We start from the raw sequence: 16,436 nt of genomic DNA, 5'->3' as shown, positions 1-16,436 counted from the left end.
AGATATGGCACTTGCAACCATGGGTATACATCGTGCTGGTTGGCGCTGTCGCTATCGTCTATGCCCTGAGACTGCCAGCCCGCAGCAAGAATGAGACAGCGGACCGACAAAGTTTAAAAGAGACTGAAGCCGCGCTTGAGCTGTATATGGCAGACATTGAGCGTGATAATGACAACTTGCTGCAGCTGGTCAGCGGCATCAAGCAGCAGTCCCAGAATAACCGGGCTGCCCTCCAGGAGGAGATTGCCGGTCTGCGGGAGCAGGTGGCCGAACTGCAAAAAAGCTCGCTGCTCCTGGATGCCCGGCTGACCGCCGAGGAAAAAAGCCTGCTCCAGCTGTCAGCAGCCTTTGGCAAGGGCAGCGCTGCGGGGACGGCTGAGCAGAGCGTCAAGGAGCCATTAACTGAAGAGCCTGCTCCCAAACCCAAACCTGTCAGTTCGATAAAACAGCGTTATCCCCGGTTGTTCGAGCTGCATGAGCAAGGCAAATCTATTGACTCTATCGCTAAGACGGCAGGACTGCAGCGCGGAGAAGTCCAGCTGATTCTGCAGCTGGCCAAGCAGGAGGAGTCGGTATGATCAAGAATCGCTCGTTCATGCTTGGCCTTGGTGCCGGACTGATTAGCGGAGCGCTGCTGCTTCAATTGATGATCTCCGCTGGAGCTGCTCCTATGACCAAAGAGCAGCTGCTCAAGGAAGCGGCCAAGCTGAACCTGACCGTTACCGGCAAAGCTGCCGATGCACCGGCAGCAGAGGGAGAAGTGGATCAGCAGGGCAAAGATCCCGCTGCGGCAGGAGATACGGCCGTGAAGGCTCCGGCAGGCTCGGCCCAACCTTCCGCGTCCCCGCAAGCCTCACCTGCAGCATCGCCCAAGGCTGCTTCACAGCCAACCGATGCTGTAACACCTGCGAAACCTTCAGCACCTGCTGCACCAAAAACCACGGCCGCGGTGAAACCGAAGGTAAAGGAGTCGCCTGTACAAGCTCCCTCCACACCCGAACCGGCAGCAGGCGGGATTCCGGTAAAGATCCCTACAGGAGCAACACTCTCCGGTACCGCTGATCTTTTGGCAGAGGCTGGAGTGATCAAGGATAAGGCGGAGTTTCTCAAAAGCGCCAACAGCCGTAAAATTAATACAAAAATCCAATATGGCGGCTACAGCTTTACTAAGGGAGAAAGCATCGATTCTATCATCGACAAGCTGATTACCGTGAAGTAAACGTTCGCGTAGCAGGGGCTCTAAGAAATTAACATGAAGCGTTGCATACGTTGTTTTAATATGCTATAGTAATAAACGGTGTTAAAACACACGCCGGTTGATTTCGACAAGGGGTGCTTTCTTCTGAAGAAAGTCTTGTAGGAAAATGACACGCGGCGGAGGAGACACACAATAAACCAAATTTAGGAGGTGTGTGAAGATGGCAGTAATCTCCATGAAACAGCTTCTCGAAGCTGGGGTACACTTCGGTCACCAGACTCGTCGTTGGAACCCAAAGATGGATCGTTATATCTTCACTGAAAGAAACGGAATTTACATTATTGACCTGCAAAAAACGGTTAAAAAAGTAGAGGAAGCTTACAACTTTGTAAAAAGCGTCGCTGGCGACAACGGCACAATCCTGTTTGTAGGAACAAAGAAACAAGCTCAAGACTCTGTTAAAGAAGAAGCCGAGCGTTCTGGCATGTTCTTCATTAACCAACGCTGGTTGGGTGGTACCCTGACTAACTTCCAGACAATTCAGAAACGGATTGACCGTCTGAAGAAACTGGAACTTTGGGAAGAAGACGGTACCTTCGCAGTTCTGCCTAAGAAAGAAGTTATCCTTCTCCGCAAAGAGAAAGATCGTCTTGAAAAATTCCTGGGCGGTATCAAAAACATGAAAGGCCTGCCTAGCGCGCTGTTCATCATTGATCCGCGTAAAGAGCGCATCGCTGTTGCGGAAGCCCGCAAACTGGGTATTCCTATCGTGGCTATCGTTGATACCAACTGTGATCCGGATGAAATCGACTACGTAATCCCGGGTAATGACGACGCGATCCGCGCCGTGAAATTGCTCACCGGTAAAATGGCTGACGCAGTGGTTGAAGCTCACCAGGGCGAAGATACAACTACAGCTTAAGCAGTAGCCGTACTTAACAAGAACTTAAATGAAAAGGGTGGTTGGCAGGTGGATAACCTCTCACTGCCCTTTTTTTAGGATAATAGACTTGGAAATGCAACATAACGACAACTATCTGGAGGGAATTAACAATGGCAGTAGATGCAAAAGCAGTAAAAGAACTTCGTGAAAGAACTGGCGCGGGCATGCTGGATTGCAAAAAAGCGCTGGAAGAAGCTAACGGTGATATCACCAAAGCAGCAGAATTGCTTCGTGAAAAAGGTCTTTCCGCAGCTGCTAACAAAGCTGGGCGTATTGCAACTGAGGGTGTTGTTGAATCTTACATCCACGCTGGCGGACGCATTGGCGTGCTTGTGGAAATCAACTGCGAAACTGACTTCGTAGGTAAAACGGATTCCTTCAAGGAATTTGCCCGTGATATCGCCATGCAGATCGCAGCAGCCAACCCGCTGTATGTTCGCCGTGAAGAAGTGCCGGCTGAAGCTGTGGAAAAAGAAAAAGAAATTCTGAAGGCTCAGGCGCTGAACGAAGGCAAACCGGAAAAAATCGTTGAAAAAATGGTAGAAGGCCGCATCAGCAAGTTCTACGAAGAACACTGTCTGCTGGAACAAACCTTTGTTAAAGACCAAGACAAAACGATCTCCCAGCTGCTGAACGAAAAAATCAGCACGATCGGTGAAAACATCTCTATCCGCCGTTTTGTCCGTTATGAGCTGGGCGAAGGCCTGGAAAAGAAAGTTGACAACTTCGTAGAAGAAGTTATGGCGCAAGTTAATCAATAATAGCACGCAGTCCACAGCTTACAGAATTGAATAATGGCAAGCATCAAAAGAGCGGAACACATACACGTAGTGTTCCGTCTTTTGTAAGAAAGTGAGGGTATACAATTGGAACAGCCGGTATTTAAGAGGGTAGTCCTTAAGGTTAGCGGAGAATCTCTCGCAGGTCAAAACGGATATGGCATTGACGCCGATACGATTATTTCCATCGCGGAACAGGTCAAGGAAGTCGTTGAGCTAGGGGTTCAGGTTGCTATTGTGTGCGGTGGAGGCAATATCTGGCGTGGAATCGCAGGCAGCGCAAGCGGCATTGACCGGGCCACAGCCGATTATATGGGAATGCTGGCAACGGTGATGAACTCCCTTGCCTTGCAGGATGCCCTGGAACAGATTGATGTGCCGACACGGGTCCAGACATCGATCTCTATGCAGCAGATTGCTGAGCCCTACATCCGCCGCCGGGCGATACGGCATTTGGAGAAGGGCCGTGTAGTTATTTTTGCTGCAGGTACGGGTAATCCGTTCTTCTCTACAGATACTACAGCAGCACTGCGGGCCGCTGAAATCGAAGCGGAAGTTATTCTTATGGCGAAGAACAAAGTGGATGGTGTATACTCTGCTGACCCGTTCAAAGACAGTACTGCCGAGAAATACGAGCAGCTCACGTATATGGAAGTGCTCAACAAAAATCTTGGCGTTATGGATTCCACTGCTTCCTCTCTGTGCATGGATAATAATATACCGCTCATTGTGTTTGCTATTACAGAGCAAGGCAATATCAAACGTGTCGTTCTCGGTGAGAAGATCGGGACGATTGTTAAAGGGAGTGTAGATTAATGCCACAATCGGTAAAGAAAAATGCCGAAGAGCGTATGGAAAAAGCGATTTTATCGCTAAAACGCGATTTGGCGACATTGCGGGCGGGACGCGCTTCTGCGTCTCTTTTGGACCGCATTCAAGTTGAGTATTACGGTGCGCCTACCCCTGTCAACCAGCTGGCCAATATCAGCACGCCGGATTCACGGACATTGCTGATTCAGCCTTGGGATAAAACTTCGATGTCCGACATCGAACGTGCGATCCTGAAATCGGATATCGGGATTACTCCGGCGAACGACGGAACGATTATCCGCCTGTCCATCCCGCCGCTGACCGAAGAACGCCGCACCGAGCTGGTGAAGTTCACCAAGAAATTTGGTGAGGAAGCCAAGGTGGCTATCCGCAACATCCGCCGTGATGCTAATGATGACATCAAGAAGATGGAGAAAAACGGGATTTCGGAAGATGAATCCCACGGGCACCAGGAGGACATTCAGAAGTCAACGGATAAGTTCATAGCTGAAGTTGATAAAGTGCTCTTGGCCAAAGAAAAAGAGATTATGGAAGTATAATGGAATTCAAGAGACTTCAGGCCCCTCCGTTTATGGTGGGGTTTGTCTCTTTCTGATAAGAGCTTGGAGGAAACGGAAATGATCAAACGGATTCAAGCGTGGCTGAGCCGTAAAGACAGGCAGGAGCAGCCAGTCGAGATTTCACCGGATAACATCCCCCGGCATGTCGCAGTCATTATGGATGGGAATGGCCGCTGGGCTAAACGGCGCGGCTTGCCGCGAATCGTCGGGCACCAGAACGGGATGAAGGCAGTCAAACGTACCACGATTGCTGCGAATGATCTGGGAGTGGAGTTCTTGACCATGTACGCTTTCTCTACCGAGAACTGGAAACGGCCGAAGGAAGAAGTGGATTTTTTGATGCGTCTGCCAGTGGAGTTTTTGGCTCTGGAGCTGGATGAACTTATTGAAAAAAACGTGCAAGTACGTGTGATGGGCGATACCGATGCCCTGCCCGCCCATACCCGCAAGGCGATGGAGGAGGCAGTGGACCGGACTAAGCATAATACAGGTCTTATCTTAAATTTTGCGCTAAATTATGGCTCTCGTAAAGAAATCGAAGACTGCATGCGCGGATTGGGCCGGGACATTCAGGCGGGCTTATTGTCACCGGAGGATATTACTTCTGAGCTGATAGACAACAGACTGCTGACGTCAGGTTTGCCCGATCCGGATCTTCTGATCCGTACGAGTGGAGAGATGCGTCTCAGCAACTTTATGCTCTGGCAGGTTGCCTATAGTGAATTTTGGTTTACAGATGCCTATTGGCCGGAGTTTGACAAAACACATTTGCTGCAGGCTGTGGCGGAGTATCAGCGCCGCACACGCCGTTATGGTGGATTGAAGTAGCCTGATGGGAGATGGGAACCTTTGAAGCAGCGATTGATTACCGGAATTGTTGCCGGAGCGGTGTTTTTGGGATTGTGCTTTTGGGGAGGCTGGCCGTACCAGCTGCTGCTTACAGCTATGGCGCTCATCGGCTATTATGAATTTGTGAAAATGACGGGCACGCAAACCTTCGGCGGTACCGCCCTGTTAGGTTATTTGTCCATAATGTGCTTTATGATCCCATGGGATTTAATGGGCGTTGCTGAATTTTTGTCTTGGGAACAAGGGATTTGGCTGCTGCTGCTGCTGTTCCTCTTGATTACGGTATTCAGCAAGAATAAGCAGGATATTAAAATTACTGCTCTGATGTTTACTGGGATTGTATACATAGGAATGGGTTTTTCCTATATGGCCATTGCCCGCGGTGCGAATGACGGGCATGGGGTAGTCTGGACCTTCCTGCTGTTGTGCTGTATTTGGGGAAGTGATGCAGGTGCCTATTTTGTAGGCAGAAGCTTTGGCAAAAATAAGCTGTGGCCGGCAATCAGTCCCAACAAAACGGTAGAGGGAGCACTGGGAGGAGTTTTGATCTCCACGCTGATTGCCATCTGCTTTGCCTTATTTATTCCTGATCTGCTGACGTTTGGACGCGCACTGCTTATCGGGCTTTCATGTGCGGTTCTGGGTCAGCTTGGAGATCTTGTACAGTCAGCCTATAAACGGGTGTACGGTATTAAGGATTCAGGCTCGCTGCTGCCTGGTCATGGAGGGATTCTTGACCGCTGTGACAGCTGGATTATCGTATTTCCTTTCGTACATATCGTAATGCTTATGCCTTACTATTAACGACAGGGAGAAGGTTCTACTTTGAAAAAAATAAGTATTCTCGGCTCTACGGGTTCGATTGGCACGCAGACGCTGGACGTCATTGCCATGCACCCGGATGCCTTCGAAGTGGACGGGCTCTCGGCAGGCAGCAATACAGCCCTGCTGCTGGAGCAGGTCCGGCGTTTCAAGCCGCGCCGTGTTTCGGTATCGACGAAAGAGCTGGCCGAGGAGATCAGATCCAGTCTTCCGTCCGGCGTTGAATTGTTCAGCGGAAACGAAGGAATGGTGGAGATTGCTGCCGGAGGCGAGGCGGATACCGTTGTAACTGCCGTGATGGGCAGTGTAGGTCTGCGGTCAACGCTTGCGGCTATTGAAGCCGGACGGCATATTGGACTGGCCAATAAGGAGACACTTGTAACTGCCGGGCATCTGGTGACAGAGCTGGCTGAACGCAAAGGCGTTCAACTGCTGCCGGTCGACAGCGAACATTCCGCAATATTTCAATGTCTGAACGGTGAGAACCGTGAAGACATCGCCTGCATCACCCTTACTGCTTCAGGCGGCTCTTTCCGTGACTATACACGGGATCAGCTGAAGCATGTCACGGTTGCAGATGCGCTCCGCCATCCCAACTGGAGCATGGGAGCCAAAATCACGATTGATTCTGCCACCATGGTTAATAAGGGACTGGAAGTCATTGAAGCGCACTGGCTGTTTGGTCTGCCGTATGAGCAGATTCAGGTGCTGCTGCATCCGGAGAGCATTATCCATTCCTATGTGGAGTTCCGGGACAGCAGTATTATTGCCCAGCTGGGCAACCCGGATATGCGGGTGCCTATCCAGTATGCGCTCACATATCCGGACCGCTGGGCTTCACCGGCGAAACGGTTGTCTTTGGCAGAAGCCCAGCGCTTAACTTTCCGGGAAATGGACTATGAACGTTTTCCGGCCTTGAAGCTTGCGATCGAGTGCGGCAAAGCCGGCGGGACAGCAACCACTGCGTTTAATGCCGCTAACGAAATCGCGGTTGCCCGCTTCCTGCGTGATGAAATTCCTTTTGTGCGGATTGAAGAGATTATTGAGAAGGTGCTTCAGCAACATGAACCGGCAGCCCATCCGAATCTGGAGCAAATTGAGGAATGTGACCGGGCAGCCCGTGAGCTCGCAAGCAAGCTATAAAACCGTGGATATCAAGGTTTAGACCGGAAAGCTTTGCTTTACCCTGAAAAATAGGCTGGAGCTGGTGATTCTCTTGTGCAAGGTCTTGGAATAATGATAAATTAAGAGGACATACTTCGGTCTTACACCTAAAGGGGGAAAGTTACGCATGGAAATGGTAAGAGTCGTTTTTTTAACGGTGCTTATGTTCTTTGTACTGGTGACAGTACATGAGTGGGGGCATTATTATTTTGCCAAACGCGCCGGTATTCTCGTGCGGGAATTTGCTATCGGTTTCGGCCCGAAACTGTTTTCTTATAAACGCAATGAAACTCAGTTCACCCTTCGTCTGCTGCCCTTTGGGGGATATGCGCGGATGGCTGGCGAAGACCCGGAGATCATTGAGATTGGTCCTGGGCAGACCATAGCCGTAAGACTGGGACAAGATAACAAAGTCAAGAACATATACCTGGATTCCCTCGATACACGCAGAAATGTTATCCGTGGGGAAGCGCAGTATACAGATCTGGAGAATGAACTGAAAATCCGCCTCGATGTGGATGGGGAAGTAACGGTTTATGATGTTCATCCCCAAGCTATGCTGATCAAGGGTACCCAGCAGACACAGATTGCGCCCAAGGACCGCCAGTTTGGCAGCAAAACGGTGGGTCAGCGTGCAATAGCGATTTTTGCCGGACCGGTGATGAACTTCCTGCTGGCCTTTGTGCTGTTCGCCATCCATCTGCAAATGGCCGGAATTAAGATTGAAAACCCTACGTATGTGAAGATTGGTGATGTAAGTGCGAACATGCCGGCAGAAGAAGCTGGACTGCAGAAGGGCGATATCGTCGTATCTATAAATGGGGAGAAGATTGGCGGAGATTACCAAAAGATGATTTCGCTAACATCGGCGTCCAAAGGCAAGGAAATGCAATGGACACTTCAGCGCGGCGCAGAAACCTATAACGTATCTATGATTCCCCGCAGCATGGAGAATGAAGAAGGCGGCAAAGTGGGGATAACCCCTGAACTGCCTACCCGGCCAGCAGGTTTTGGAGAGACGATAACCAAATCAGGCACGGCTATGGTGGATACCACCAAGCTGATCTTCATCGGATTCAAGCAGCTGATCAACAAGTTCAACATGGACGACATTTCCGGTCCTGTAGGCACATTCCAGATGACCGGCCAGATTGCGCAGCAGGGGATTCAATATCTAACCTATTGGGCGGCAATTCTAAGCCTGTATCTGGGAATATTCAATCTGCTGCCTATTCCGGCGCTGGACGGAAGCCGTCTCGTCTTCCTGGGTGTTGAGGCGCTGCGCGGCAAGCCGGTTGATCCAAGCCGGGAAGGCATGGTTCATTTCGTGGGCTTTGCACTGCTGTTCCTGGTGATGATTGCCGTTACGTATAATGATATATTACGGCTCATTAGCGGTTGATCTTACCTTGCTTTACCTAATCTTTATCCTTATATTTTTCGTATGGTTTTACATTCTTTTGGGGTCCCCGCAAAGTACTTGAATCAGCTTCGAGAATTATTCAACACTTTGTGGGGCAATTTTAGGAGGATTTCACGACATGGCCAAAGATAAGCAGTTCGTTACGGAGATCACGCCGCAGGGCGAGGATTTCTCACGCTGGTATATTGATGTAATCAAAAAAGCGGATTTGATGGACTATTCACCGGTCCGCGGCTGTATTGTGTTCAAACCGGATGGTTTTGAAATCTGGGAGCATATCCAGGAGGAAATGAACCGCCGCTTCAAGGAGACCGGACACCGCAACGCCTATTTTCCGATGTTTATTCCGGAGAGCTTTTTCCAGAAGGAAAAGGATCATATTGAAGGCTTCAACCCCGAATTGCCATGGGTGACGGAAGCAGGCGGGGATCAATTGGAAGAACGTCTGGCGATCCGTCCGACTTCAGAAACGATGATCGGCCATATGTATTCCAAATGGATTCAGTCTTACCGTGATCTGCCGGTCCTGATCAATCAATGGGCCAACGTAGTCCGCTGGGAGAAACGGACGCTGCCATTCATCCGCACGAGTGAGTTTCTCTGGCAGGAAGGCCACACCGCCCATGAGAATGAAACGGAAGCGCGTGAAGAAACGATGCAGATGCTGGAGATCTACCGTGATTTTGTAGAAGGCTATCTGGCGATACCGGTTATTACCGGTCAGAAGACGCCTTCGGAACGTTTTGCGGGTGCGGTGGATACGTATTCCATCGAAGCGATGATGAAGGATGGACGTGCCGTTCAAGCGGGAACCTCGCATTATCTGGGCACCAAATTTGCGGTTGCTTTTGAAATCCAGTATCTGAGCCGGGACAACGTACTTGAGTATGTACATACCACTTCATGGGGGACAAGCACACGCCTGATCGGTTCGATGATTATGGTTCATGGTGATGACCGCGGGCTTGCACTGCCGCCAAAAGTTGCGCCTACTCAAGTTATTATGATTCCGATCGGCCCTCCCAAAACCCGCGAAGCCGTCATCGGACGTACGGATGAATTGTTCAAGGAACTTAAACGCGCAGGCATCCGCGTGCGTGTCGATGACCGGAGTGATGTAACTCCCGGCTGGAAGTTCAATGAATATGAAATGCGCGGAGTGCCAGTCCGCCTGGAGCTGGGACCGCGTGATATGGAGAATGGAGTCTGTGTACTGGTCTCGCGGATTAGCGGAGAGAAGAAGGTTATCCAGCAGGAGAACCTTGTAGAAGAAGTGCAGGCGATGCTGGAGCAGGTGCATAACGAGATGTTCGAGCGCGCGCTGAAATTCCGTGAAGATCACTTCTATTCGGTGGATACCCTTGATGAAATGAAGGCTTCCATGGAAGAGAAACGCGGCTTTGCACTGGCAGGCTGGTGCGGCTCTGAGGAATGCGAATCCAAGGTCAAGGAAGAAACCGGCGCAACCAGCCGCAACATTCCATTTAATCCGGCCGAAACGAAGCAGGTCTGCATCTGCTGCGGCAAGCCTGCCGAGCACACGGTTGTTTTTGCCAAAGCCTATTAATTTGCTTCAGCATTGTTTATGATTATGATGCAAGTCACGTAAATCTAGCTTCTGGAGAGAGGAGTCGGCGGGCCGAAAGAACCCAAAGCTTTTTGACCCGGAAGCTTTTTACAATCTGTTTATTTATTTTATTCTGGGATTGGGCATTTTTATCATTGCGTAAGTTAGGTGGGGGAAGCATGGAACAGAACGTGGAGAGAAGAAAGCGGTTCGAGCTTTTAATGAAGCAGGGAGAAATTCCGCCCGCAATCATTGATCCCTACTTCTTGGACGGACATATTGAACGTGTGGAGATCAGCCGCGGCAATCGTGACTGGCACATTGTTATTGTCAAAGAAAGTTTGGTTCCGGCCCAGACGTACCGGACCTTTATACTCAGAATGCGTGAGAAGCTGCAGCATATTGCCAAAGTCAGCTTTTTGTTCCTATATGATGAAAAAATCAGCAGAGCGGAGCTTGTGCAGGAATATTGGGGGCTTTTTCTGGAATGGGTGCAGCGGGAGATTCCTTCTGTTAATGGCTGGCTGACGCGTTCCACCCAAGAACTGCAGGACGGTACGCTGCTGCTGAGCCTGAACGACTCCATGTCCCTCGAATTGGCCCGTAAGAAAGGCATCGAAGGCGCGATTGTGAAATTTTACGATAAATTTTTCGGCCTCTCCCTGAAGGTTAAGCTGCAGATTGCCGAGAATGAGAGCAAAGCGGATGCCTATGAGGAGTTCCAGCAGAAGCTGCAGCAGGAGCAGCGGGAGCTGGTGGAAATGATGATGATGGCCAGCGAGCCGGACGAGCCTGAAGACGAAGGGGATCCGAACGAAGTGATCAAGCTCCAGGTTGGATATGAGATCAAGGAGCAGGCTGTACCGATCATTGAAATCCAGGATGAAGAAAAGAAAATCACCATCCAGGGAACCATCTTTGGCCTTGAGAGCAAAGAGCTGCGCAACGGCAATACGCTGTTCACCTTCTGTATCACGGACTTTACGGATTCGCTGCAAATCAAGATGTTTGCCAAGACTAAGGAAGATCTGAAGGTCATGGGACAACTGGCGAACGGCAAATGGGTCAGAGCACGCGGCAAAGTGGAATACGACCGTTTTATGCAGATTCCCGAGCTGGTCATGATTCCTTCGGATCTGTCCGAGGTGCAGGCGCCGCCTGCACGTAAAGATTTGGCTCCAGTAAAACGGGTAGAATTCCATCTGCATACGACGATGAGCACAATGGATGCGGTCACACCCATTGATGCCTATGTTAAAACAGCCGCAAAATGGGGGCATCCGGCGATTGCCGTCTCGGATCACGGTGTAGTCCAGAGTTTCCCTGATGCAGATCACGCCGCCCACAAGCACAAAATCAAAATGCTCTACGGCGTGGAAGCCAATGTCGTTAATGACTCGGTGAATATTGTTGAGAATCCGCAGCCGCTGGACCTGAAGAAAGCTACCTATGTTGTGTTCGATATCGAGACCACCGGTTTATCGATTACGCGCAACAATATTACCGAGCTTGCGGCAATCAAAATGTGCGAAGGCAAGGAGCTGGACCGTTATACGACATTTGTCAATCCGCATGAAAAGATCCCTTACCATATTCAGCAGCTGACCAACATCACCGATGAAATGGTGAAGGATGCGCCGGATCTGGAGCCTGTGCTGGAGGAGTTCGTGGAATTTGTCGGGGACAGCATCCTGGTCGCCCACAATGCCAGATTTGATATGGGTTTTATCCAGGCATCACTGACGAAGCTGGGCAAGCCGGTATTGCCCAACCCCTCGCTGGATACACTGGAGCTGGCCCGTCTCTTGTTCCCGAGCATGAAGAATCACCGGCTGAACACATTGGCGGATAAATATAAAGTACTGCTGGAGAGCCATCACCGTGCGGTGGACGATACCGTTGCACTGGGTGGCATTTTGAACGGCTTGCTGGCTGACGCGGAGAAGCTGAAGAACATCACCCGTCTGGAGCGGCTGAATGATTATGTCGGCAACGACCTCTCCAATGTGCGGCCGTTTCACTGCGGCATTTATGCGCTTAATCCGACCGGCAAAAAGAATCTGTATAAGCTGATTTCCATGTCACATACGGAGTATTACAAACGTGTACCTTGCATTCCAAAGTCCAAGCTTGAAGAGCACAGGGACGGCTTGATAGTGATTTCCGGCTGTGAACGGGGAGAGTTTTTCGAAGCGGTGCTGAACAAGACCACTGAAGAAGCGATGGAAGTTGCACAATTTTACGATGTGCTTGAGATACAGCCGCTGACCATGTACATGCACCTGGTGGACAAGGGGTTTGTGGCCAGTCCGGATGATTTGCGTGACGTTGTGCGCAAGATCTGTGAGATTGGCGATCAGCTGAACAAGCCGGTTATTGCCACCGGGAATGTGCATTATCTGGAGCCGCGGGACAAGCTGTTCCGCGATATTACGATTCATGGAATTACCGGCTTCAGCCCGCTGAAGGACCAGCGCAAGCCGGACGCCCATTTCCGCACAACGGATGAGATGCTGGCTGAATTTGAATTCCTCGGTGCGGAAAAAGCGCTGGAGGTTGTTGTCACTAACACTGTAGCACTGGCTGAACGTTTTGAGGAATATCCGCTTTTCCCAAGCGAGCTGTTCACACCTATTATTGAAGGTGCCGACGAAGAAATCCGCAATACCTGCTACAATACGGCAAAATCGATCTATGGGGAAGAGCTGCCCGAGGTTGTCGTCGCCCGTCTTGAAAAAGAACTGGCGCCGATTATCAAATATGGCTTCTCTGCCAACTATCTGATTTCGGAGCGGCTGGTGAAAAAATCGAACCAGGACGGCTATCTGGTAGGCTCCCGTGGTTCCGTAGGCTCGTCAGTAGTAGCCACCTTCCTCGGGATCTCCGAGGTAAATCCGCTGCCTGCCCATTATATCTGCGCCAATCCGGAGTGCCGGCACAGTGAGTGGTTCCTTGACGGCAGTGTGCCGAGCGGCTTCGACCTTCCGGACAAGGACTGCCCGGACTGTGGAGGCAAACTCAGAGGAGAAGGGCAGGATATTCCCTTTGAAACCTTCCTCGGGTTTAAGGGAGATAAGGTTCCCGATATCGATCTTAACTTTTCGGGTGAATATCAGCCGAATGCCCATAATTTCACCAAGACCATGTTCGGGCCGGACAATGTTTTCCGGGCAGGGACTATCGGTACAGTAGCTGAAAAGACCGCCTTCGGTTTTACGAAGAAATATGAGGAGCATCATCAGAAGCGCTGGCGCGGAGCCGAGGTCGGGCGTCTGGCGGCAGGCTGCACAGGAGTGAAACGAAGTACAGGCCAGCATCCCGGCGGTATCGTCGTTTTGCCGGATTATATGGAGATTGAAGATATCACTCCGGTGCAGTATCCTGCAGATGACGTCACTGCCGAATGGAAAACAACCCATTTCGATTATCACGCGTTCGATGCGAACCTGCTGAAGCTCGATATTCTGGGACACGATGATCCGACCATGATGCGTATGCTTCAGGATTTGACAGGCGTTGACCCGACGACCATTCCGATGAATGATCCCAAGGTGATGAGCATGTTCAATTCCACGGAGGCGCTGGGAGTCAGACCGGACCAGATCCGCACACCGGTAGCCACCTATGGAGTGCCGGAGATGGGCACCAAGTTTGTCCGGCAGATGCTTGTAGAGTCGAAGCCGTCAAGCTTTGCCGACCTGCTGCAGATCTCCGGATTGTCCCACGGCACAGGGGTATGGCTGGGGAATGCCCAGGAGCTTATCAAGAACAACACCTGCAACATCAAGACGGTTATTGGCTGCCGCGATGATATCATGCTCTACCTGATTTACAAGGCGGGAATGGATGCAGGCCTGGCCTTCAAAATTACCGAGAGTGTCCGTAAGGGCAAGGGCTTGTCTGCCGAATGGATTGAGGAAATGAAGAAATGCAAGGTTCCGGGATGGTATATTGATTCCTGTCTGAAGATCCAGTACATGTTCCCGAAGGCGCATGCTGCCGCCTATGTTATTTCCGCAGTACGCACGGCTTACTTCAAGCTGTATCATCCTATTGAATATTATGCGACCTATTTTTCGGTCCGGGCGGCCGATTTTGACATTGAATTATGCTGCAAAGGCTATGAGGCGATCGGCCGGCAAATCGTCGAAATTGAGCAGAAGGGCTTCCAGGCGCTGCCGAAGGAAAAAGCGATGCTGCCTGTGCTGGAAATGGCTCTGGAGATGACCGCGCGCGGCTTCACCTTCAAAAATATTGATCTGTACCGTTCCGACGCCACCAAATTTACCGTTGACGGCACCAGCCTGATTCCCCCATTCTCTTCGCTTGCCGGAATCGGGGATAATGCCGCCATCAATATCGCTGCTGCCAAGGAAGCCGGAGAGTTCCTGTCCATTGAGGATTTCCAGCAGAAATCGAAGGCGAGCAAGACGGTTATCGAACTGCTGAACAGCATGGGCTGCTTCCGCGGATTGCCGGAGAGCAACCAGCTGTCCCTGTTCTAAACTACCCTACAAAGTGGAGCTGAACCTCCTTTTATGCCCTGCCGAATAAGGCAGTCAAGGGCCGGCACTTGTCAGTGCAGATGCACTATGGTATAATTTTTTTGGTAATAATGAGATAAGTCCGTTGTGTAAAGAGTGGGGAAACCCACTCTTTATCTTTGGTATATAGCAAAAGACAAGTTCGTGGAGGTTATCTTCTTTTGAGCACACCCAAATCCAAAATTAAACAAACGGTAGAGCAGATGCTCGGGCCCTATCTCGAGGACAATGGTTTCGAACTGGTGGACGTTGAATATGTGAAGGAAGGCTCCAACTGGTTTTTGCGCATATTTGTTGACAAAGAAGGCGGCATTGATATTGATGACTGTGGTGCCATCAGCGAATATTTCAGCCAGAAGCTGGATGAGAATGATCCTATACCTGAGGCGTATTTTCTTGAAGTTTCCTCACCTGGTGCTGAGCGTCCGCTCAAAAAGGCTGCGGATGTTGCCAAAGCGGTTGGCAAGGACGTCTATGTAACGGTATATGAGCCGATTCAGGGACTCAAGGAATTCGAAGGTCGTTTGCTCTCGTTCGAGAACGAGGAACTGCTCATCTCCGCGGGCAAAAAAGAACATGTTGTACCGTACGCCAAAGTCGCCAGTGCGAGATTGGCCATTATTTTTTAACGTCTTGAAAGGGGGACCGGAATTTCATGAGTATGGATTTTATTGAAGCTATGAATGAACTGGAAAGAGAGAAGGGCATCAGCAAGGATGTGTTGTTCGAAGCCATTGAAGCTGCGCTGATCTCGAGTTATAAACGCAACTTCAATGCCGCGCAGAATGTGCGTGTCGACATGAACCGCAACACAGGCGTAATCAAGGTGTTCGCCCGCAAGCTGATTGTCGAGGAGGTGCTGGATACCCGCACCGAAATCTCGCTGATGTCTGCGCGTGAAATCAACCCGCATTTCCAGCTGGAGGATATCGCCGAGCTTGAAGTAACGCCGCGTGATTTCGGCCGCATTGCCGCCCAGACGGCCAAGCAGGTGGTCACCCAGCGCATTCGTGAAGCAGAGCGCGGACTGATCTATAACGCTTTTATCGACAAGGAAGATGACATTGTTACCGGCCTTGTACAGCGCCAGGATATGCGCAACATCTATGTTGACCTGGGCAAGATCGAAGCGGTTCTGCCGCTCAGCGAACTGATGCCGGGTGAGAAATTCAAGCAAAGCGAACGTATCAAGGCTTATATCACCAAGGTTGAGAACACGACCAAAGGGCCGCAGATCATGCTGTCCCGCAGTCATCCCGGGCTCTTGAAACGCCTGTTCGAGCTTGAGGTCCCGGAAATTTTTGACGGTGTTGTCGAAATTCGTTCCGTTGCCCGGGAAGCGGGCTTCCGTTCCAAGATTGCCGTCTTTTCGCGCAACCCGGAAGTGGATCCTGTTGGTTCATGTGTAGGCCCTAGAGGCACACGCGTTCAGACGATCGTTACGGAGCTTCGCGGTGAGAAAATTGATATCGTCCGTTATTCCGATGCGGTTCAGGAGTATGTGGCTAATGCGCTTAGTCCATCCAAGGTGCTTGAGGTTCAGGTCTTTGAAGCGGAGAAAATGGCGCGTGTCATTGTTCCTGACTATCAATTGTCGCTGGCAATCGGCATTAAAGGGCAGAATGCCCGTCTTGCCGCCAAGCTGACCGGCTGGAAAATTGATATCAAGAGCGAAAGCCAGGCAGAGCAGGAATACGGCAGACCAAGAACTTCTAATGATGAAATGCATCAGGATTCCGTCTCCATTGACTAATCA

General features: G+C 50.6%; 14 protein-coding genes. All 14 read left to right on the top strand.

Annotated features, from left to right (window positions below; translation table 11 throughout):
- The first annotated feature begins 11 nt into the window (after positions 1-11).
- Positions 12-578, top strand: a complete 567-nt coding sequence (locus tag BLQ82_RS12345) for a hypothetical protein (protein ID WP_062523275.1) — start codon at positions 12-14, stop codon at positions 576-578.
- Positions 575-1,219 (top strand): hypothetical protein, encoded by a 645-nt coding sequence (locus tag BLQ82_RS12340; RefSeq protein WP_062523276.1) that lies wholly within the window; start codon positions 575-577, stop codon positions 1,217-1,219. Before BLQ82_RS12345 ends, BLQ82_RS12340 begins: the two co-directional genes overlap by 4 nt.
- 199 nt (positions 1,220-1,418) lie before the next feature.
- On the top strand, positions 1,419-2,120 hold the full coding sequence (rpsB, locus tag BLQ82_RS12335; protein WP_020434093.1) for a 30S ribosomal protein S2: 702 nt from the start codon (positions 1,419-1,421) through the stop codon (positions 2,118-2,120).
- Between the two features lie 131 nt (positions 2,121-2,251).
- Entirely contained in the window at positions 2,252-2,902 is a 651-nt protein-coding gene (tsf, locus tag BLQ82_RS12330) for a translation elongation factor Ts (protein WP_020434092.1), read from the top strand.
- A 105-nt stretch (positions 2,903-3,007) separates the two neighbouring features.
- Positions 3,008-3,736: a UMP kinase gene (gene pyrH / locus BLQ82_RS12325; protein ID WP_025705355.1), complete on the top strand. Its 729-nt coding sequence runs from the start codon at positions 3,008-3,010 to the stop codon at positions 3,734-3,736.
- Positions 3,736-4,290 carry a ribosome recycling factor gene (gene frr, locus BLQ82_RS12320; protein WP_062523277.1) on the top strand — a complete coding sequence of 185 codons (555 nt, stop codon included), beginning with the start codon at positions 3,736-3,738 and terminating at the stop codon, positions 4,288-4,290. Before pyrH ends, frr begins: the two co-directional genes overlap by 1 nt.
- Positions 4,291-4,368: 78 nt before the next feature.
- The gene (locus tag BLQ82_RS12315; RefSeq protein WP_062523278.1) at positions 4,369-5,139 is read left to right on the top strand and encodes an undecaprenyl pyrophosphate synthase; all 771 of its coding nucleotides are present in this window, start codon (positions 4,369-4,371) and stop codon (positions 5,137-5,139) included.
- Between the two features lie 21 nt (positions 5,140-5,160).
- The gene (locus BLQ82_RS12310) at positions 5,161-5,964 is read left to right on the top strand and encodes a phosphatidate cytidylyltransferase (RefSeq protein ID WP_062523279.1); all 804 of its coding nucleotides are present in this window, start codon (positions 5,161-5,163) and stop codon (positions 5,962-5,964) included.
- Between the two features lie 21 nt (positions 5,965-5,985).
- Positions 5,986-7,125, top strand: a complete 1,140-nt coding sequence (locus BLQ82_RS12305; RefSeq protein WP_062523280.1) for a 1-deoxy-D-xylulose-5-phosphate reductoisomerase — start codon at positions 5,986-5,988, stop codon at positions 7,123-7,125.
- Between the two features lie 148 nt (positions 7,126-7,273).
- A complete protein-coding gene (gene rseP / locus BLQ82_RS12300; RefSeq protein ID WP_062523281.1) occupies positions 7,274-8,548 on the top strand; it encodes an RIP metalloprotease RseP in 1,275 nt (424 codons plus the stop codon).
- A gap of 139 nt (positions 8,549-8,687) precedes the next feature.
- Entirely contained in the window at positions 8,688-10,136 is a 1,449-nt protein-coding gene (gene proS, locus BLQ82_RS12295; protein WP_062523282.1) for a proline--tRNA ligase, read from the top strand.
- 179 nt (positions 10,137-10,315) lie between these two features.
- On the top strand, positions 10,316-14,641 hold the full coding sequence (locus BLQ82_RS12290) for a PolC-type DNA polymerase III (protein WP_062523283.1): 4,326 nt from the start codon (positions 10,316-10,318) through the stop codon (positions 14,639-14,641).
- Between the two features lie 200 nt (positions 14,642-14,841).
- Entirely contained in the window at positions 14,842-15,309 is a 468-nt protein-coding gene (rimP, locus tag BLQ82_RS12285) for a ribosome maturation factor RimP (protein ID WP_019910451.1), read from the top strand.
- Between the two features lie 26 nt (positions 15,310-15,335).
- Positions 15,336-16,433 (top strand): transcription termination factor NusA, encoded by a 1,098-nt coding sequence (nusA, locus tag BLQ82_RS12280; RefSeq protein ID WP_025705363.1) that lies wholly within the window; start codon positions 15,336-15,338, stop codon positions 16,431-16,433.
- The last annotated feature ends 3 nt before the right edge of the window (positions 16,434-16,436 follow it).

This window comes from Paenibacillus jilunlii, assembly GCF_900102965.1.
GTDB classification, from domain to species: Bacteria; Bacillota; Bacilli; order Paenibacillales; family Paenibacillaceae; genus Paenibacillus_AQ; species Paenibacillus_AQ jilunlii.
The sequence above is the reverse complement of the archived record's forward strand: the minus strand, read 5'-3'. Positions and strand labels throughout refer to the sequence as shown.

Excerpts from the sequence above, each read along its gene's own strand:
- rseP (WP_062523281.1), top strand. The coding sequence starts at position 7,274 with ATGGAAATGGTAAGAGTCGTTTTTTTAACGGTGCTTATGTTCTTTGTA.
- BLQ82_RS12290 (WP_062523283.1), top strand. The coding sequence starts at position 10,316 with ATGGAACAGAACGTGGAGAGAAGAAAGCGGTTCGAGCTTTTAATGAAG.
- BLQ82_RS12340 (WP_062523276.1), top strand. The coding sequence starts at position 575 with ATGATCAAGAATCGCTCGTTCATGCTTGGCCTTGGTGCCGGACTGATT.
- frr (WP_062523277.1), top strand. The coding sequence starts at position 3,736 with ATGCCACAATCGGTAAAGAAAAATGCCGAAGAGCGTATGGAAAAAGCG.
- tsf (WP_020434092.1), top strand. The coding sequence starts at position 2,252 with ATGGCAGTAGATGCAAAAGCAGTAAAAGAACTTCGTGAAAGAACTGGC.
- nusA (WP_025705363.1), top strand. The coding sequence starts at position 15,336 with ATGAGTATGGATTTTATTGAAGCTATGAATGAACTGGAAAGAGAGAAG.
- rpsB (WP_020434093.1), top strand. The coding sequence starts at position 1,419 with ATGGCAGTAATCTCCATGAAACAGCTTCTCGAAGCTGGGGTACACTTC.
- proS (WP_062523282.1), top strand. The coding sequence starts at position 8,688 with ATGGCCAAAGATAAGCAGTTCGTTACGGAGATCACGCCGCAGGGCGAG.
- BLQ82_RS12315 (WP_062523278.1), top strand. The coding sequence starts at position 4,369 with ATGATCAAACGGATTCAAGCGTGGCTGAGCCGTAAAGACAGGCAGGAG.